The following is an 18547-nucleotide window of genomic DNA, read 5'->3' on the forward strand; positions in this document are numbered from 1 at the left end:
TCATGACGGTCGGCCCACAGCTCCAAGACGAAGGGCAATGCCCGGGCGCGGGCCGTTGTCGACGTCGAGTCGATGCCGGCTCTCCGCGACGGCGGCGACAGGGCAGATCGCGACAACGTCATCGCGGTCTCTGCGGGAGCCTCCACCGCAAGCCCGGCAAGACTTCGACGCCCCGCGCTTGATCCAGCCGGAGACCGCCTCATTTCGTCACGAGTCTCGAGCGCGACGGGAATCGCCTGAGGGTTCGGACCGCCTGCACCGCCCACCGCCTTCGACGTCCGGGCCCCGCGCGCCCGGCCGTCGTGCAACACCAAGGGGGACCACCCGATGAGCGAGACGATCGACAAGACGGACACGACGTCGTTTCACATGGCAGGCCAGTGTCCGTTCGGCGGCGACCGGATCGGCGGCGCCCACGGCAACCGGCCGACGCTGGAGAACTGGTATCCCCACCGCCTGCGGGTGGAAGTGCTCCACCAGAACGGGCTGGCGGCCGATCCCCTGGGCCCGGATTTCGACTACGCGGCCGAGTTCGCCAAGATCGACTTCGACGCGCTCAAGCGCGACATCAAGCAGTTCCTGACCTCGTCGGTGGATTGGTGGCCGTCCGACTACGGCAATTACGGCCCGCAGATGATCCGCATGGCCTGGCACTCGGCCGGCACCTACCGGATCGCCGACGGGCGCGGCGGCGCCGGCACCGGCATGCAGCGCTTCGCCCCGATCTCGAGCTGGTGGGACAACGGCAACACCGACAAGTCGCGGCGCCTCCTGCAGCCGATCAAGCACAAGTACAGCAACGCCCTGTCGTGGGCCGACCTCATGGTGCTCACCGGCAACTGCGCCCTCGAGATCATGGGCCTGCCGACCTACGGCTTCGCCGCCGGCCGCCTCGACGCCTGGGAGGCGGACGACGCGACCTACTGGGGACCGGAGGTCGTCGAGATGGGCTCGGTCTCGAGCTTCGACGACATGGTCAACCGCGACAAGCGCTGGCGGGGCAAGAACGGCGACGCAGACTACGACCTCGAGAACCCGCTGGCCGCCTCGCACCAGGCGCTGATCTACGTGAACCCGGAGGGCCCCTACGCCAGCGGCGATCCGCTGGCCTCCGCGCGCGACATCCGGATCACCTTCACCCGCATGGCGATGAACGACGAGGAGACCGTGGCGCTGATCGCGGGCGGCCACGCCTTCGGCAAGAGCCACGGCATGGTGCCGGCCAAGGAGATCGGGCCGCCGCCCGAGATGGCGCCGATGGAGGCGATGGGGCTGGGCTGGCACAACCCGAAGGGCACCGGCTCCGGCAAGGACACGATGACCAACGGCATCGAGGGCAGCTGGACCCCGGATCCGACGAAGTGGGACAACGCCTACCTGGAGAACCTCTTCAAGTTCGAGTGGGAGCAGACCAAGAGCCCGGCGGGCGCCCTGCAGTGGACGCCGAAGGATCCCGCCGCGCCGAGGACGCCGGACGCCCACGTCTCCGGCCAGATGCACCCGCTGATGATGATGACGTCCGACATCGCCCTGAAGGTCGATCCCGACTACCGCAAGGTCTGCGAGAAGTTCCTCAACGACTTCGACGCCTTCACCCAGGCCTTCTCCAAGGCGTGGTACAAGCTCACCCACCGCGACATGGGTCCGAAGCACCGCTACCTCGGCCCGGAAGTCGTGATCGAGGACGGGCTCCTGTGGCAGGACCCGCTGCCCGAGCGGGACTACGACCTCGTCGGCGAGGCGGAGATCGCCGCGCTGAAGCAGGCGATCTCCGGCACGGGCCTGTCGGTCTCGGATCTCGCCTTCACGGCCTTCTCGGCGGCCTCGACCTACCGCGACAGCGACAAGCGCGGCGGGGCCAACGGTGGCCGCCTCGCCCTCGCGCCGCAGAAGGACTGGGCCGTCAACCGGCGGGCCGCGCCCGTGGTCGAGGCCCTGCGCGGCGTGATGGCGACCTTCAACGGCGGCCGCAGCGACGGCAAGAAGATCTCGCTGGCGGACCTGATCGTGCTGGGCGGCTGCGTCGCCGTGGAGAAGGCGGCCCGCGATGCCGGGGTCGAGACGCCGGTCCCGTTCACGCCGGGCCGGGTGGACACGACCCAGGCGCTCACGGACCTCGAGATGTTCGAGTGGCTCAAGCCGGTGGTGGACGGGTTCCGCAACTACGTCGACGACGGCTTCGGGCAGATGACGCGCAGCGTCTCGCCGGAGGAGATGTTCCTCGACAAGGCCAACCTGCTGACGCTGACGGCCCCGGAATGGTCCGTCCTGACCGGCGGCCTGCGCGCGCTCAACGCCAACCACGACGGGTCGAGCCGGGGCGTCCTGACCGACCGGGTCGGGGCGCTGACGACCGACTTCTTCCGCAACCTGACCGACGTCGATCTGGTCTGGGAGAAGGCGGATGCGGAGGGGATGACCTTCGCGCTCAAGGACCGCGCGAGCGGGCAGACGAAGTTCGAGGCGACCCGCAGCGACCTCGTCTTCGGCTCGAACGCGCAGCTCCGGTCCATCGCCGACGCCTACGCGGGCAGCGACGGCCAGCGGCGCTTCGTGGCGGACTTCGTCAAGGCCTGGGACAAGGTCATGATGCTCGACCGCTTCGACGTGAAGGGTCACCGGCGTTACGGGCCGATGGCGGCCTGACGCCCGCCATCGGGATCGCCCGCGCCTCCGGCGCGGGCGATCTCTCAGGGTGCGCGCCGCGTCACGGCCTGAGGCTGTGCGCCCCCAGCGCAGCCCAGTAGGCGGCGCCGACCGGCAGGGCCTCGTCGTTGAAATCGTAGCCCGGATTGTGGAGCGGCAGGCTCTTGCGCGTCCCGTCGGTCCCGATCCACGCGTAGGCGCCGGGGCAGGCCTCCAGCATGTAGGCGAAATCCTCCGACGCCATGGAGGGGCCGACCTCGCCCCGGCGCGCGGTGATGTCCGGGACGGCCCCGGCCGCCTCCAGGGCGGTGCCGACGGCGTCGGCGGTGTTGACGGTGGCGGGGTAGCCGAACCGGTAGTCCACCTCCGCGCGGGCGCCGTGCGTGGCGGCCGTCCCGCCCGCGAGCGCCTCGACGAGTTCGGCCACGCGCTTGCGCACGGCCTCGTCCAGGCAGCGGACCGTGCCGCGGATGACCGCGCGCTCGGGGATGACGTTGTAGGCGTCGCCGCCGTGAATCTGCGTGACGCTGAGCACGACCGGGTCCGTGGGGGCGATCCGGCGGCTCACGATGGTCTGCAGGGCCAGGACGATCTCAGAGGCGATCACCAGCGTGTCGGTGCCGCGCTCCGGCATGGCCGCGTGGGTACCGAACCCGGTGACCGCGATCTCGAACGTGTCGAGGGAGGCCATGATGGCGCCGACCCGGGTCGCGAAGGTCCCCAGCGGCAAACCCGGCCAGTTGTGCAGGCCGTAGACGGAATCGCACGGGAACAGCCGGAACAGGCCGTCCTCGACCATGGCGCGCCCGCCGCCCTCGCACTCCTCCGCCGGCTGGAAGATGAAGTGGACCGTCCCGGACAGGTCGGTGCGCGACGCGAGGTGCCGGGCCGCGCCGAGCAGCATCGCCACGTGGCCGTCATGGCCGCAGGCATGCATCACGCCGGGCGTCCGGGAGGCGTGAGCAGCGCCCGTCGCCTCCTGGATCGGCAGGGCGTCCATGTCGGCGCGCAGGCCGATGGTCGGGCCGTCGCCCCGGCTCAGGGTCCCGACCACGCCGGTGCGCCCGAGCCCGGTCTTCACCGACAGGCCGCAGGCGGCCAGTTCCCGGGCGACGAGATCCGCCGTGCGGACCTCCTGGAAGGCCAGTTCGGGATGGGCGTGCAGGTCGCGCCGCCACGCGACCATCCGCTCCACGGTCTCCGCCTCGATGCGCATGCGATCTCTCTCAGATACGGGAGGCTGCCGAAGCGCCTCGATCCCCCGCCCGGACCCTACGCCGATCGGCGCGGCGGTTCACCCCAGCGGCGGGTGCATGAAGAACTGCGCGATGAGGGCCGCGCCGAGGAAGGTCCCGGCATTGGCCATGAACGAGACCACGACGATCCGCCAGCCGAGACGGCGGAAGGCGGGCACGTCCTTGGCGACCGAGAGCCCCGCGAAGGTCAGGATCGGCGTGGCGAGCGCCAGGAAGTTGAGCTTGCCGGTCAGGGCGGCGATCTCGGCGGCGTAGGGCGTCCCGGGATAGGTCAGCGCCATGCCGATGATCGACACCCAGAGGACGGCGGGCAGGCGCCGGCCGAGGAGCAGGTAGAGGCCCCAGCCGGCGAGCACGGTGCCGATGATGATCGCCATCCCGGCCACGACGCTCGCGTCGGGGACGATTCCGTAGGTCAGCCAGTTGCCGATGAGCCCGTAGGCACCGATCAGGATCCAGGCGAGAACGGTCTCGCCGAGGCCGATCCGCACCTCCTCGTGGGCCGGCTGATGGGCCGGCGCGGCAGCCTGAGGGTCGGCTTCGGCCGGGCGGGCGGCGTCCGGCCGGTTGCGGCCGAGGATCGGCTCCAGCTTGCCGTAGGCCCAGATCGTGAAGGGCAGCGACAGGAACAGGGTGAAGTACGTGCCGATCGTGGTGGTCACGAGGTTGCTGGCGGCCGCGAAGGTGGCGACGTCCTTGGCGACCTCGGGCGTCTGCTGGGCCGCGATCGCCCCCGAGGCCGCGGCCATCATGCTGCCGGAGCCGACCCCGGCCCCCATCGCCAGCGCCAGCGGGTTGAAGATGCCGAGGCTGGTGATCAACCCGGCCAGCAGGGCGATGAACACCGCGCCGAACACCGTGCCGGTCAGGTACTCGGCCAGCACGCCGCGTCCCTCCGGCGAGTCCATGCCGTAGCGCTCGCCGATGATGGCGAGGCTGGGCTCGCGGCCGACCGAGAAGGTCGCGCCGATCGCCTCGCGCTTGATCCCGAGCAGGAGCGCCACCGGCAGGCCGAATACCATCGTGCCGAAGAAGTGGCCGAATTCCTGGAAGGCCAGGGCCCAGCCCGAGGCGAGGATCTTCGGCAGCGACCCGCCGACGAGCAGGCCGAGCTTGGCGATGAAGATCAGGAGCGCCGGCTGCAGGTAGGCGCCGGCCGCGTTCTGCAGGGCGCCCGACAGCCGCAGCGGCGCGGGCAGGCGCGGGCTCATCAGCCCCAGCGCGCCGCCCAGCAGCAGGGCCCAGAGCAGCGGGAGCAGCACGATCTTGCCGGCGCCCACCGGGATGCTGACGTTGCCGATCGCCTCCGCGATGACGACGATGACGAGGGCGAGCAGGAACAGCGTCAGCTTACCCCCGCCCGAGACGGGCGGCGCGACCGGCCGCGTGTTCGTCGCAAACAGTTCCCCCGCCATCGTCATCCTCCTTGGCCCCCCTCGGGGCTGCCCGTTGCTCCGCCTGCCGGTCTTGATCGCCGGCTTGGCGTTAGATCGTCTCGGTCATTGCGCCCGTGGCGTCGGGCTCAGCCCACGTAGCCGAAGGTGACGGCCGGCGCGGCGGCGGTCTCGACCCAGACGCTCTTGGTCTGGGTGTAGGCCATCAGCGCCTCGCGGCCGGAGGAGCGGCCGAAACCCGAGCGGCCGAAGCCGCCGAACGGCGAGGCCACGTTGATGGTCTTGTAGCCGTTCACCCAGACGGTGCCGGCCCGAAGCGCCGCCGCGACCCGGTGGCCGCGCCCGCCGTCGCCGGTCCAGACCGCGCCGGCGAGGCCGTAGGGCGTGCCGTTGGCCAGCGCGATCGCCTCGTCCTCGCCGTCGAACGGCAGGACCGCCAGGACCGGGCCGAACACCTCCTCCCGGGCGATCGCCGCGTCCGGCGCGACGCCGTCCACGATGGTCGGGCCGTAGTAGAAGCCGCCCGTGTCGCGTAAGGCGGCGGGGCAGGCCCCGCCGGTCGCGATCGTGGCGCCCGCCCCCGCGGCGGCCTCGACCATGTCGGCGATCTTGTCCCGCTGGCGCCGATTGTTGATCGGGCCGATCTGCGTCTCCGGGTCGGTCGGCGCGCCCACCGGGATGCGCGCGGCGGCGCGGGACAGGCGCTCGACGAAGGACGCGTGGATCGAGCGGTGCACGAGGAGCCGGGAGCCCGCCACGCAGCTCTGGCCGGCGCCGCCGAAGATCGCGGCCTGCGCGCCGATCAGCGCCCGGTCGAGGTCGGCGTCGGCGAACACGATGTTGGCCGACTTGCCGCCGAGCTCCAGCACGCTCGGCACGATGGCGCGGGCCGCCGCGGCGGCGATCTGCGCGCCCGCCTCGGCCGAGCCGACGAACACGACGAGCCGCGTCTCGGGATGGGCGACCGCGGCGGCGCCGGTGGTCGGGCCGGCGCCCGCCAGCACCGAGACGAGGCCGCGCGGCATCCCCTCGGCGCGGTCGCAGAGCAGGCCCAGCGCCAGCGAGGTTAGCGGCGTCAGCTCGGAGGGCTTCAGCACCACGGCGTTGCCGGCGCAGATCGCCGGCGCGATCTGCCAGCCCGCCGTGAAGATCGGCGCGTTCCAGGGGGTGATCTGCACCACGGTGCCGAAGGGCTCGTGGCGGGTGTAGTTCAGGTGCGAGGTCGGGACCGGGATGACGTCGCCGTGCAGCTTGTCGCACCAGCCGGCGTAGTACTCGAACATCTCGGCGACCTTGGCGACCTCGCCGCGGGTGTCGCGGATCGGCTTGCCGGCCGAGAGGGTCTCCAGCTCGGCGAGCGCGCCGGCATGCTGCCGGACCAGGGCGGCCACGGCCCACATCGCCCGGCCGCGGGCGGCGGCGGTCATCCCCCACCACACGCGCTGGGCGTCGCGGGCCGCCGCCATGGCGGCCTCGACGACCGACGGGCCGGCATCGGCGAAGGTCGCGAGCACGCCGCCGTCGGCGGGGTTGGTGAGATCGAGGGCGGCGCCGGTCCCGGCGAGGATCTCGCCGGCCACGACGCTGCCGATGCGGCCGCCCGGCAGCAGGTCGGCCAGGAGGGCGGCGACCCGGTCGGCGGCGGGCGAGTGCGGCGTGCCGGACATCAGTGGGCTCCCTTGGGATCGCGGTAATCGGCCATGCGGGTGAAGTCGGCCGTGTCGGGGATGGCGGGTTGCGTCGCCTGCCAGATCCGCTTCACCTCGGCGGAGAGCGGCAGGTCGATCCCGCATTCGGCGGCGAGTTCGAGGGCGAGGCGCACGTCCTTGCGCATCAGGCCGGCCGAGAAGCCGCTGTCGAAGGTGCCGGACTGGACCCAGCGCGGGACCATGACCTCGCTGATCGCGCTGCGGCCGGTGGCGGTGTTGACGACCTTGACGGCCTCCTCGGCCGAGAGGCCCGCCGCCTCGGAGAGGCGCAGGGCCTCGCCGGTGGTCACGAGATGGGCCGCGACCAGCAGGTTGTTGACGAGCTTGACGATGTTGCCGGCGCCCGACGGCCCGACATGCGGCGCGCGGGCCGACATCGCCTCCAGGACCGGCCGGGCCAGCTCGTAATCCGCCTCGGCGCCGCCGATCATCATGGTCAGGGTGCCCTCGGCGGCGCCGGACGGGCCGCCGCTCACGGGGGCGTCGAGGAGCGCGTGACCGGCCGCGGCGAGGCGCTCGGCGAGGCGCCGGGTCGTGCCGGGATCCGAGGTCGAGGTGTCGATCACCACCACCTTCCGGTCGGTCCGGGACAGGAGCCCGCCCTCCGCGGTGACCACCGCCTCCACGTCCCGCGCCAGCGGCAGCGAGAACACCAGGGCGTCGGCCCGGCCGAGCACGTCGTTGAGGGCGTCGAGGACGGTGACGCCGGCCGCCTCGGCGGCGGGACGCCGGGCCGGACTGAGGTCGTAGCCCAGGACCGCGAAGCCCTTGCGGGCCAGGGTCGCGGCCATGCCCAGACCCATGTTGCCGAGCCCGACGACGCCTACCGTTGCGATGGTCATGCCGATCCGTCCTCACGAAGCGGCACGATAGTTCCGGCAAACGAGCGTTGCGACAACAACCGATTTCTGCACGAAGCGTGCGGAAATTCCGCACGCTCGCGTCACGCCGGTGGCGGCCGGAACGCCACCATGTGGTCGGCCAGCCAGCCGAGCAGCCGCGCCGCGCCCTCCGGCAGGCGCCGCCCCGCGCGGATGACGAGGTGGGCGCTCGCCTCCGACAGGATGGCGTCGCGCAGGGGAACCGCCGCGAGGACACCGTCGCGCAGCTCGGCCGCGACCACGAAGCGGGGCAGGAACGCGACGCCCATGGCGGCCATCACGAAGCGGCGGTGCAGCTCGAAAGACGCCGTCTCCAGCCGCGGCACCAGCCGGAATCCGCCGTCGGCCTCGACGCGGCCGATCAGTTGCCGGACCCCGTGGTCGGGGGGCAGGAGGGCGGCGGGTTCGGTGGCGAAGCTGCGCAGCGGGACCGGCGCCGCCCCGTCGGCGAGGGGATGCCCCATCGGCAGGACGGCGAGGAGCGGCTGCCGGGCGGAGACGATCCCGCGGACATCCGGGTGCGCGGGCGGGTTGTAGACGAGGCCGATATCCGCGTCCCCCCGGGCGATCGCCGCGAGGATCCCGTCGGTCGTGCCGATCTCGACCTGATAGGCGATGCCCGGATGGTCCTGGGCGAAGCCGGCCAGGGCGTTGTCGAGGAGGTCGATCAGGAAGCCGGCGCCGCAGCGCAGGCTGACCGTGCCCCGCTGCACCCCGCGCAGGCGCTTCAGCTGGTCCTCCAGCAGGGCCGCCTCGTCGGCCTGCCGCTGCGCGTGCTCGGCGACGAGGCGGCCGGCCTCGGTGGGGACCACGCCCCGGGGCAGGCGCTCGAGCAGGGTCTCGCCGACCTGCGCCTCCAGCTCGATGATCTGCCGGCTCACCGCCGAGGCGGCGACGTTCAGGACATCGGCGGCCGCCCGGACCGAGCCCGCGCGCACGACGGCCAGCAGGTAGCGCAGCGCGCGGTCGTTCACGGCGGCGGGTCCCCGGCGGCCGCGCCGCGCCGGTCGACCGCGACGGCGCCCCGCGCCACGACCAGCACGGGCTCCTGGCGCTCCACGATCACCTGCGGCACGCCGCCGGCCGCGAAGGCGATCAGGTCGGCCCGCGCGCCGGGCGCCACCGCGCCCGGACCGAGGCCCAGCACCCGCGCCGGGACGGCGGTGATCGGCGCCAGCAACGCCGCGAGGTCCGCGTCGGTGCGCAGGTCGAACCGGTAGGCGGCGAGCTGGGCGCGGGCGACCATGCCGGTCACCGTGGCGGGGTTCCAGCAGTCACGGACGTTGTCGGTGCCGAGGCAGACCGGGACGCCGAGCGCGCGCAGCCGCGGGATCGGCGGGCATCGGGCCCCGCCCGGCACGCTGCTGAGGATCGCGACGCCGGCCCGGTTCAGGGCCTCGGCGATCCGGCCGAGTTCCAGGTCGTCGGCCTCCGCGAGGGCGAAGGCGTGGCTGATCGTGACCTGCCCGCCGAGCCCGGCCGCCGCTGTCCGGGCCGCGATCGCCGCGATCGTGGCGAGTCCGGCCGCGCCGCCCTCGTGGAGATGGATGTCGATGCCCCGCCCGTGCCGCTCGGCCAGGGCGAAGACGATGTCCAGGTGACCGTCGCGGTCTCCGTCGATGCCGACGGGGTCGAGGCCGCCGACGAGGTCCGCGCCCATCCGCAGGGCCGCGTCCAGGTCGTCGGCGACCGGCGGGCAGCCCAGGATCCCGCTCTGCGGGAAGGCGACGATCTGGATCTGCAGGCGGTCGGCCCAGCGCGCCCGCAGGTCGAGGATCTGGGCGAGGTGGTCGAGCCGCGTGACGTCGTCGACGTCGACATGGGTCCGCAGGCTCGTCGTGCCGCCGCAGAGCAGGCGTTCGAGCAGCGCCTCGGCGCCCTGCTCGGCGAGCGGGATCCGCGTGGCGCGGCGGAACGCCTTCTCGTCGTCGATGATCGCGCGGACGGACCCCGCCGCCGCGTGCGGGCGCCACGGCAGGCCGAGCAGGCACTTGTCGAGGTGGACGTGCCCGTCCGACAGGCCCGGCAGCACCAGGGCGCCGCCGAGATCGATCGTGCGGCCGGCGGGCGGGAGCGGCGCGCCGGGATCCCGCAGCGCCGCCACGCGGTCGCCCCGGATGTCGATCGTCGCCCGGCTTCCCTCGGCGAGCGCGGCGTCGTGGAGGCGCAGGTCGCAGGAGGCGTCCCAGCGCGGTTCGGTGCTCGGCGTCATGGCGGGGCTTCCTTCAGAGCGGCCGGCCGGCGGCCACGACGGTCCGGATCGCGAAGCTCGATTGCAGCCGGGCGACCCCCGGCAGCCGCGACAGCACATCCTTGTGCAGCCGCTCGTAGTCGGCCGCGTCGATCACCTTGAGCTTCACGAGGTAATCGGCCGTCCCGGTCATCAGATAGCAATCCTGCACCTCGGGACAGCGCCGGACGGCCGCCTCGAACCGGTTGAGATAGTCCTCGGTCTGGCGGTCCAGGGTGAACTGCGTGAGGACCACGAGGCCCGGCCCGTCGACCGCGCCGCCGATCAGCGCGGTGTAGCCCCGGATGATTCCGGATTCCTCCAGCAGCCGCACGCGGCGATGGCAGGCGGACGCCGACAGGCCGACCGCCGCGGCGAGATCCGCGTTGCTGATCCGGCCGTCGCCGCGCAGGGCCTGAATGATGCGGCGGTCGATCGCGTCCACGCGCGCCTCGCAGGATCTTCGAACTGGCCGCAGATATTTCCACGGCCAAGCTCGAAACTCAAATCTCTTCGACAGGATGCACGCTCGTTCGACGATCCTTCGTGTAGCCTTTTGGCACTGCATCCGAGCGCCGCTCCGAGGGCCGCCATGAGCATGATCGACCGCGAGCTCCGGCCCGATGCGGGCCCGGCCGGGACGGCCTCCGCACTCCTCACGATCGATCTCGCGGCCATCGCGGAGAATTACCGCCTGCTCGCCGCGCGAGCCGGGACGGCCGCCTGCGCGGCCGTCGTCAAGGCGGACGCCTACGGCCTCGGCGCCGACCGGGTCGCGCCGGTCCTGGCCGCCGCGGGCTGCCGGCACTTCTTCGTTGCCCAGGTCGGCGAGGGCGTCGCCCTCCGGTCCATCCTCGGGCCCGGGGCGGCGATCGCCGTGCTCAACGGCGCCGCCCCGGGCAGCGAGGCGACCTGCGCGGACCACGACCTCGTGCCCGTCCTCAACGACCTGTCCCAGCTCGGCGGCTGGCAGGGCCTGGCCCGGCGGCGCGCGCGGCGCCTGCCGGCGATCCTCCAGATCGACACCGGCATGGCCCGCTTCGGCTTCGCGCCGGAGGAGGTCGGCGCGCTGCTCGACGACCCGGACGCGCTTGAGGGCCTCGACCTGCGGCTGGTGATGAGCCACCTCGCCTGCGCGGGCGAGCCCGACAGCCCGGTCAACGCGGCGCAGCTCTCCGCCTTCCAGGCGGTCCGCCGGTGCCTGCCTGCCGTGCCGGCGAGCCTCGCGGCCTCGTCGGGGATCTTCCTCGGTCCGGACTTCCACTTCGACCTCGTGCGCCCCGGCGCCGCCCTCTACGGGATCGCCCCGCAGGACGGCGTGGCGAACCCGATGCGGCCGGTGATCGGGCTGCGGGCGCGTGTGATGCAGACGCGCGGCGTCCCGGCGGGGACGCCGGTCGGCTACGGGCACGCGGCCACCGTCGCCCGGGACAGCCGCCTCGCCACGGTCGCGATCGGCTACGCGGACGGGTTCTTCCGCAGCACGGCGGGCGGCGCGGCGTGGTTCGGCGGTGTCCGGCTGCCCGTGGTCGGGCGCGTCTCGATGGACAGCCTCGTCCTCGACGTCACCGACGTGGCGCCCGGCACCCTCGGGCCGGGGGCGCTCGTCGACATCGTCGGGCCGGAGCGCGACGTCGACGCCGTCGCCGCGGCGGCCGGCACGATCGGCTACGAGGTCCTGACCAGCCTCGGCCACCGCTTCCACCGCATCTATCTCGGAGCCTGAGGCCCGCCATGCACGTCCTTATCCTCGGCGGCGGCGTCGTCGGCGTCACCTCGGCCTACTACCTCGCCCGGGCCGGCCATCAGGTCACCGTGCTGGAGCGCCAGCCGGGCTCCGGCCTGGAGACCAGCTTCGCCAATGCCGGGCAGGTCTCGCCCGGCTACTCGGCCCCCTGGGCGGCGCCCGGGATCCCCGTGAAGGCGCTCAAGTGGCTGATGATGCGGCACCGCCCCCTGGTGCTGTGGCCGCGGCTCGAGCCCCGCCTCTACGCGTGGCTCACGCGCATGCTCGCGAACTGCACCGAGGAGGCCTACCAGCGGAACAAGGGCCGCATGGTCCGGCTCGCCGAGTACAGCCGCGACGCGCTGCGCGACCTGCGCACCGAGACCGGTATCGCCTACGACCACCGGGAGAAGGGCACGCTCCAGCTCTTCCGGACGCAGAAGCAGCTCGACCATGTCGGCGACGACACCCGCGTCCTCGACGCCTACGGCGTGCCCTACACGGTGCTGGACCCGGCCGGCTGCGTCAGTGCCGAGCCGGCGCTCGCCGCCGTGCGCGACGTCTTCGTCGGCGGCCTGCGGCTGCCGGGCGACGAGACCGGCGACGCGCACCTGTTCACGCAGCGCCTCGCCGCGATCTGCGAGGGCCTCGGCGTCACCTTCCGCTACCGCACGGCGATCGCGCGCCTGCATCACGCCGGGGACCGGGTGACGGCGGTCGAGACCGCCGACGGCGACCTCCTGCGGGCGGATGCCTACGTGGCGGCGCTGGGCAGCTACACGCCGGCCCTGCTGCGCCCCCTCGGGATCGCCCTGCCGGTCTACCCGGTGAAGGGCTACTCGCTCACGCTCCCCATCACCGATCCGGCGGCCGCGCCGGTCTCGACGGTGATGGACGAGACCTACAAGGTCGCGATCACCCGGCTCGGCGACCGCATCCGCGTCGGCGGCACCGCCGAGCTCGCCGGGTTCAGCAGCGCCCTGCGCCTGCCGCGCCGCGAGACCCTCGCGCGCTCGGTGCAGGACCTGTTCCCGGCCGGCGGCGACCTCGACCGAGCCGCGTTCTGGACCGGCCTGCGGCCGATGACGCCGGACGGCACGCCGATCGTCGGGGGCACGCGGGTCGGGAACCTGTTCACCAACACCGGTCACGGCACGCTGGGCTGGACGATGGCCTGCGGATCGGGCCGCCTGCTCGCCGACCTCGTGTCCGGACGGGCGCCGGAGATCGCGAGCGACGATCTGGCCCTCGACCGCTACGCCGCGTGAGCCGGCCGGATCGGCCCTGACCGGTCCGACTCCCTGTCGCCCGGTCACTGAACCGCCGTCGCGCTGCGCAGCGCGTGCCGTGGCGCACCAGCACAACTCTGCCCGGTATCGCACCGAACGCGATCCGACCGTGCGTTGAGCAAGACTCCGGGAATCGTCGCGAGTCGCCGTCACCACCGGGCACAATCATTCATTATTCACCGAGATACGACCACCGGTTGATTACATGACGTTCATGACGTGCGGATTCGCATAATCGTCGGATGACTTCCGACAGGCCCAGGCAACCCTTCGCACCGAGTCGAGTTTAGGATCTGAACGAACGATCCGGGTGCGCAGATGAGTTTCATCGTCGTACAGGGCCAGGAAGATCACGAGCAGGCCGATGCCGTTCTTCGGGGCGTCGCCGACGGGCTGGCCCGCCTGTTCCGCGTGCCCGAGCATCCGCCCGGTGTTCAGCACCTGCTGGATTCCGGGACGCAGGAACAGGGTCCCCACCCTGAACAGATCACGCAGCGCAGCGCGCGGCGCGGCGGAAGCAAGAAGCTTCCTCGAGGCCGGTCGGTGAAGACGGGTACCGGCCGGACGCGGCGCGCAGCGGACCAGCCGTCCAGCCGCACGCGAGGGCGCAGGGCGAAGGCCGAGGCGCAGCCCGGGCAACGCGACCAGTCCTGAACCCGGCGCCCGCCCCGGCCTCAGCGCGCCGCGGGCAGGCCGAAGCGCCGGATCTCCAGGTGCATCTGCTCCAGCGGCAGGATCTTGGCGGCCGCACCGCGGTCGATCGCCTCCTTGGGCATCCCGAACACGACGCAGCTCGCCTCGTCCTGGGCGACCGTCTGCGCCCCGGCGCGACGCATCTCCAGCAGGCCGTTGGCGCCGTCGTCGCCCATGCCGGTCAGCAGGATGCCGAGCGCGTTCGCGGCCGCGGCCCGGGCGGCCGACCGGAATAGGACGTCGACCGACGGGCGGTGGCGCGCGACGAGGGGACCGTCCTTCACCGACACCGCGTAGCTGCCGCCCCGGCGCTCGACCATGAGGTGCCGCCCGCCCGGGGCGATCAGGGCGCGGCCGCGCACCACGGGATCGCCGTCCTCCGCCTCCTTGACGGCGATCGCGCAGAGGCCGTTCAGCCGCTTGGCGAACGCCGCCGTGAAATGCTCCGGCATGTGCTGCACGATGACGAGACCGGGGGACTCGGCGGGCAGCACCTCGAGCACGTCGCGCAGCGCCTCCGTGCCGCCCGTCGACGCGCCGATGCAGACGATCCGGTCGGTCCCGGCCACGACGCGCCCGGGCACGGGCGGCGGCAGGACGACGTCGGCCGAGAGCTTCGCCTCCACCAGCGGCCGGGACGGCCGGCTCCCGCGCAGCTTGGCCCGGGCGGCGGCCCGGACCGCGTCGCAGACCCGGACCGTGGATTCGAGCAGGAACTGGCGGGTGTCGACGCGCGGTTTCGGCAGCACGTCGACGGCGCCCGCCTCCAGCACCTCGAACAGGATCCGGGACCCAGCCTCGGTCAGGGTCGAGCAGACGATCACCGGGAGCGGCTTCTGCGCCATGATCTTGCGCAGGAACGTCAGGCCGTCCATGCGCGGCATCTCGAGATCGAGGATGATGACGTCCGGGATCTCCTCCTGGATGCGGCGCGCCGCGATGAACGGATCGGCGGCGGTGCCCAGGATCTCGATGTCGGGCGCCGTCCCCAGGATGCTGCACAGCGTCTGGCGGACGGAGGCCGAGTCGTCGACGATCAGGACGCGGATCGGTCTGGACGCGCTCACCGGCCGGAATCCCGCAGCTTGCCGAAGACGGTCGAGGAGATCTGGTCAAGGCCGGCCACGCCGACGCCCGCCATGGATTCGGAATGGCCGACGATCAGGTAGCCGCCGGGGCGCAGGTGCCCGGCCAGGCGCGCGACCACCGCCTTCTGGGTCGGCTTGTCGAAGTAGATCAGCACGTTGCGGCAGAAGATGAGGTCGACGTCCCGGTCGATCGGGTAGGTCTCGTCCATCAGGTTGAGCCGCTGGAACCGCACCCGGGCGCGCAGCTCCGGCACGATCCGCCCCTCGCGCCGGGCCGGATCGCGCGCGACCATCACGTAGCGGCGGCGCAGGTCCGCCGGCACGGCGTCGAGCATCTCGGCCGGGTAGATCGCCGTCCGGGCACGGTCGAGCACCTCCGAGGAGATGTCGGTCCCGAGGATGGCGTAGCGGAACCGGTCGGCGGCCATGTCGTGCAGGACCATCGCCAGCGTGTAGGCCTCGGCACCGGTCGAGGCCGCCGCGCTCCAGACCTTGAGCAGCGGCCGGTCGCCCCGCGCCGCCAGCCGCGGCACGATCGTCTCGCGCAGCAGGTCGAAATGCGCGGGTTCGCGGAAGAAGTCGGTCTTGTTCGTCGTCACGCAGTCGACGAGGTGCGGGAACTCGTCCGCGAGGTGGCCGGCCTCGAACAGGTGGCGGCCGTAGGCCTCCAGGGTCGGGAGATCGAGGGCGCGCATGCGCTTGCGCAGCCGCCCCTCGACCATGGTGCGCTTGGCCGGCGGGAGCTGGATGCCGGCATGCTGCTGGACGAGGTCGGCGACCGAGCGGAAGTGCCGGTCGCTCAGGTGACCCGGATCGGCCTCCATGGTGGCGGATCCCTCAGGCGGCCTGCGGGGTCGCGACCAGGGCCGGGCCGTCGCCGTCCATGAGCGCGACGAGGTCGAACACCACCACGAAGGCCTCGCCCCGGCGGCCGATCCCCGCGATGTAGCGGGCGTTCCAGCGCCCGCCGACCTCGGGCGCCGCCTCCATCTCGGCCCGGTCGAGCTCGGTCACCTCGATCACCCGGTCGGCCACGAACCCGACCCGCAGCGCCCGGCCGGGCATCGGCACGTTGAGCAGGATGATCCGGGTGGCCGGCGTGCGCGCCACCGGCGGCAGGCCGAGCTTGGTCCGCAGGTCCACCACCGGGTAGCTCTGCCCGCGCACGTCGATCATGCCGAGCAGGAAGGCCGGCGCCTGCGGCAGCGCGGCCGGGACCCGGTAGTCGAGGATCTCGTGGACGTGCTCGACGTCGATCCCGAAGGTCTCGGCCCCGAGGCCGAGGGTCAGGTACTGCCACACACTGGACATGCAGGATCTCCGGCTGGAGCGCGGCGCGCGGCGGCGGCTCGCGACGACGGCTGACGACGGCGGCGGGATCCGCGCGGGCACGAGCACCGCGCGGATCCGGGCCTCGGGCGAGGTGTCAGGCGACCCGGGTGAAGGCGGCGTCCTGCGCGTCGCCCTCGCCCATGTCGAGGGCGAAGCCGCCGCCCCCGGCCGGGCCGCGCGCGCCCGCCCGCTTCGGGCTCGGGGAGCGGATCGCCGCCGAGGGCGTGCCCATCCGCGCCGCGGTCGCGCGCAGCCGCGTCACCGCCTGGTCGACACCGGCCACCGGCGCGGCCGCCTCGGTGATGCGGAAGTAGGCGATCGTCGCCTGCAGCTTCTCGGCCTGGGTGGCCAGCTCCTCGGAGGTGGCCGAGACCTGCTCGGAGGCGCTGGCGTTCTGCTGGGTCACCTTGTCGAGCTGCTGGATCGCCTGGTTGATCTGGCCCGAGCCGACATCCTGCTCGCGGCAGGCGGCGGTGATCTCCTCGACCAGGCTGGCGGTCTTCTTGATGTCGGGCACGAGCTTGCCGAGCATGTCGCCGGCCTGCTGGGCGGCCTTGACGGTGTCGGACGAGAGCGTGCCGATCTCGGCCGCGGCCGCCTGGCTGCGCTCGGCGAGCTTGCGCACCTCGCTGGCGACCACCGCGAACCCGCGACCGTGCTCACCGGCCCGGGCCGCCTCCACGGCGGCGTTGAGCGCCAGCAGGTCGGTCTGGCGGGCGATCTCCTGCACGATGGTGATCTTCTGGGCGATGGTCTGCATGGCCTCGACGGCGCGGCCGACGGCGATGCCGCTCGCCTCGGCATCCTGGGCCGATTGCCGGGCGATCGTCTCGGTCTGGCTGGCGTTCTCGGCGTTCTGCTTCACGTTGGCGGCCATCTCCTCCATGGAGGCCGAGGCTTCCTCGGTCGACGAGGCCTGCTCGGTCGAACCCTGCGACAGCTGCTCGGCCGAGGCCGAGAGTTCCTGGGACCCCGCCGAGACATTGCCGGCCGCCGCGGTCGCCTCGGCCACGACGGTGCGCAGCTTCGACAGCATGGTCTGCAGGGCGAGGCCCATCGTGTCCTTGTCGGAGAGCGGCCGGGCCTCCACGGTGAGGTCGCCCTGGGCGATCGCGTTGGCGAGCGCCGCGGTCGCGTTCAGGTTCTCGGTCATGCGGCCCATGGCGCCGACGAGGTCGCCGAGCTCGTCGTTGGTCGTGACCGTCGCGGTCTGGCTCAGGTCGCCCATCGAGACCGCGTCGGCCAGCGAGACGGCACGGCCGAGGCCGCGGGAGATCGAGAGAGCGAGCCAGGTCGCGATGCCGAGGCCCATGAGGAGCGCGGCCGCCGCCACGCTCAGCAGGATCGTCTGACCCTGTGCGGATTCCGCGGTGGCCTGGGCCGCGGCGTCGTCCATGAACCGTTTCTGCCGATCCGCCAGCGCCTCGAACGCGTTGATCGCCGTCGTGCTCACCGTCGCGTACTCGCCCGAGGCGACTTCGGCCGCCTTCACCGAGCTGCCGATCTCGACGAGGGCGATCGCCCGCTGGAAGGAGGACGCCCAGGTCCCGAACCGCTCGCGGACGGCCGTCACGGCGATTCCCGCCGCCTGGGCCGCCGCCGCGAGCTCGTCCACCGACCGGTTGATCTCCTCGCGCGACTGCTTGGCGAGGGCCACGCGCTGCTGGAGCGCCTCGACGCTCGTCGTCCCGGTGGCCGAGGTCAGCTGCCCCCAGGCCCGCTCGACCCGGCTCTTGAACACCGCGGCGACCCGGGCGAGCCGCTCTCCGGCGGGGCTCTGGGCGTCGGTCGCCGTGTTGATCAGGGCGTCGAGGTCCGTGCGCAGGGCGGCCAGCGCCGGGCGACCCGCCGCATTGATCTCGGCCCAGGTCTTCCCGTTGGAATTGTCGCGGGTCAGCTCCAGAGCCCGGTTCCCCAGCGCGTTCTGCTTCTCGTACTTGGCCGACAGGTCCTCGTAGAGCCTCCTGCCCTCGTCGGTCATGAGCAGGGTCTTCACCTTGGCCAGGGACGCCATGGCGTCACCGTGGTTGGTCGCCGAGCGCTTGGCGAACTCCGTCATCTGCGTCTCGTCCGGGCTGATCAGGGCTCCGCGGACGTTGAACGCGCTGCGGATGGCGTGCGCCTTGCCCTCGAGGACCTGCTTCTGGATCTCGGCGCGGCTCAGGACGTACTTCATCGTCGCGTCGGCGGCCGTGAGCCTCTGGTAGCCGACCCCGCTGGCCGTCCCCAGGAGAACGAGGATCGCGCCGAAGCCGACCCCGAGCTTGGCCTTGATCGAGAAACGCATCGCCCTTTACCCCTAC

Annotated in this window: 15 protein-coding genes; 4 read left to right on the forward strand and 11 right to left on the reverse strand. The window is 72.7% G+C overall.

Translation table 11 applies throughout. The annotated features are described in order from the left end of the window. Positions 1 to 327: 327 nt before the first annotated feature. Entirely contained in the window at positions 328 to 2646 is a 2319-nt protein-coding gene (gene katG / locus BM314_RS09220) for a catalase/peroxidase HPI (protein ID WP_091977927.1), read from the forward strand. Between the two features lie 61 nt (positions 2647 to 2707). Here the strand turns inward: katG and BM314_RS09225 are convergent, their stop codons facing one another. The 7 genes from BM314_RS09225 to BM314_RS09255 form a co-directional block, all read right to left on the reverse strand. Continuing rightward, the gene (locus tag BM314_RS09225; protein ID WP_091977928.1) at positions 2708 to 3862 is read right to left on the reverse strand and encodes a M20 aminoacylase family protein; all 1155 of its coding nucleotides are present in this window, start codon (positions 3860 to 3862) and stop codon (positions 2708 to 2710) included. A 78-nt stretch (positions 3863 to 3940) separates the two neighbouring features. After that, positions 3941 to 5317, reverse strand: coding sequence for a DUF3100 domain-containing protein (locus tag BM314_RS09230; protein ID WP_244539896.1), 1377 nt, complete (start codon positions 5315 to 5317; stop codon positions 3941 to 3943). A gap of 107 nt (positions 5318 to 5424) precedes the next feature. Beyond that, positions 5425 to 6963 carry an aldehyde dehydrogenase family protein gene (locus BM314_RS09235; RefSeq protein ID WP_091977930.1) on the reverse strand — a complete coding sequence of 513 codons (1539 nt, stop codon included), beginning with the start codon at positions 6961 to 6963 and terminating at the stop codon, positions 5425 to 5427. Then, a complete protein-coding gene (locus BM314_RS09240) occupies positions 6963 to 7847 on the reverse strand; it encodes an NAD(P)-dependent oxidoreductase (protein ID WP_091977931.1) in 885 nt (294 codons plus the stop codon). The genes BM314_RS09235 and BM314_RS09240 overlap by 1 nt, the downstream gene beginning before the upstream one ends. 101 nt (positions 7848 to 7948) lie before the next feature. Continuing rightward, positions 7949 to 8860 (reverse strand): LysR family transcriptional regulator, encoded by a 912-nt coding sequence (locus BM314_RS09245; RefSeq protein WP_091977932.1) that lies wholly within the window; start codon positions 8858 to 8860, stop codon positions 7949 to 7951. Next, entirely contained in the window at positions 8857 to 10098 is a 1242-nt protein-coding gene (locus BM314_RS09250; protein ID WP_091977933.1) for an amidohydrolase, read from the reverse strand. The genes BM314_RS09245 and BM314_RS09250 overlap by 4 nt, the downstream gene beginning before the upstream one ends. 13 nt (positions 10099 to 10111) lie before the next feature. Further along, positions 10112 to 10561, reverse strand: a complete 450-nt coding sequence (locus tag BM314_RS09255) for an Lrp/AsnC family transcriptional regulator (protein WP_020091060.1) — start codon at positions 10559 to 10561, stop codon at positions 10112 to 10114. A 147-nt stretch (positions 10562 to 10708) separates the two neighbouring features. On the opposite strand from BM314_RS09255, the gene alr reads away from it, so the two are divergent. The 3 genes from alr (at position 10709) to BM314_RS30140 (ending at position 13785) form a co-directional block, all read left to right on the forward strand. Then, positions 10709 to 11842, forward strand: coding sequence for an alanine racemase (gene alr, locus BM314_RS09260; protein ID WP_091977934.1), 1134 nt, complete (start codon positions 10709 to 10711; stop codon positions 11840 to 11842). Positions 11843 to 11850: 8 nt separating this feature from the next. Further along, positions 11851 to 13110 carry a D-amino acid dehydrogenase gene (locus BM314_RS09265; RefSeq protein WP_091977935.1) on the forward strand — a complete coding sequence of 420 codons (1260 nt, stop codon included), beginning with the start codon at positions 11851 to 11853 and terminating at the stop codon, positions 13108 to 13110. Between the two features lie 339 nt (positions 13111 to 13449). Next, complete coding sequence (locus BM314_RS30140) at positions 13450 to 13785, forward strand: hypothetical protein (protein ID WP_139237821.1); 336 nt, start codon at positions 13450 to 13452, stop codon at positions 13783 to 13785. A 20-nt stretch (positions 13786 to 13805) separates the two neighbouring features. Here the strand turns inward: BM314_RS30140 and BM314_RS09275 are convergent, their stop codons facing one another. The 4 genes from BM314_RS09275 to BM314_RS09290 all read right to left on the reverse strand — a co-directional run bounded on the left by BM314_RS09275 (position 13806) and on the right by BM314_RS09290 (position 18531). After that, positions 13806 to 14891 (reverse strand): protein-glutamate methylesterase/protein-glutamine glutaminase, encoded by a 1086-nt coding sequence (locus BM314_RS09275; protein ID WP_020091064.1) that lies wholly within the window; start codon positions 14889 to 14891, stop codon positions 13806 to 13808. Next, complete coding sequence (locus BM314_RS09280; RefSeq protein WP_056529863.1) at positions 14888 to 15736, reverse strand: CheR family methyltransferase; 849 nt, start codon at positions 15734 to 15736, stop codon at positions 14888 to 14890. Before BM314_RS09280 ends, BM314_RS09275 begins: the two co-directional genes overlap by 4 nt. Positions 15737 to 15749: 13 nt before the next feature. Next, positions 15750 to 16223, reverse strand: coding sequence for a chemotaxis protein CheW (locus BM314_RS09285; protein WP_026604606.1), 474 nt, complete (start codon positions 16221 to 16223; stop codon positions 15750 to 15752). 115 nt (positions 16224 to 16338) lie between these two features. Next, the gene (locus tag BM314_RS09290) at positions 16339 to 18531 is read right to left on the reverse strand and encodes a HAMP domain-containing methyl-accepting chemotaxis protein (RefSeq protein ID WP_091977937.1); all 2193 of its coding nucleotides are present in this window, start codon (positions 18529 to 18531) and stop codon (positions 16339 to 16341) included. Positions 18532 to 18547: the final 16 nt, after the last annotated feature.

This window comes from Methylobacterium sp. 13MFTsu3.1M2, from assembly GCF_900112625.1.
Classification (GTDB): domain Bacteria; phylum Pseudomonadota; class Alphaproteobacteria; order Rhizobiales; family Beijerinckiaceae; genus Methylobacterium.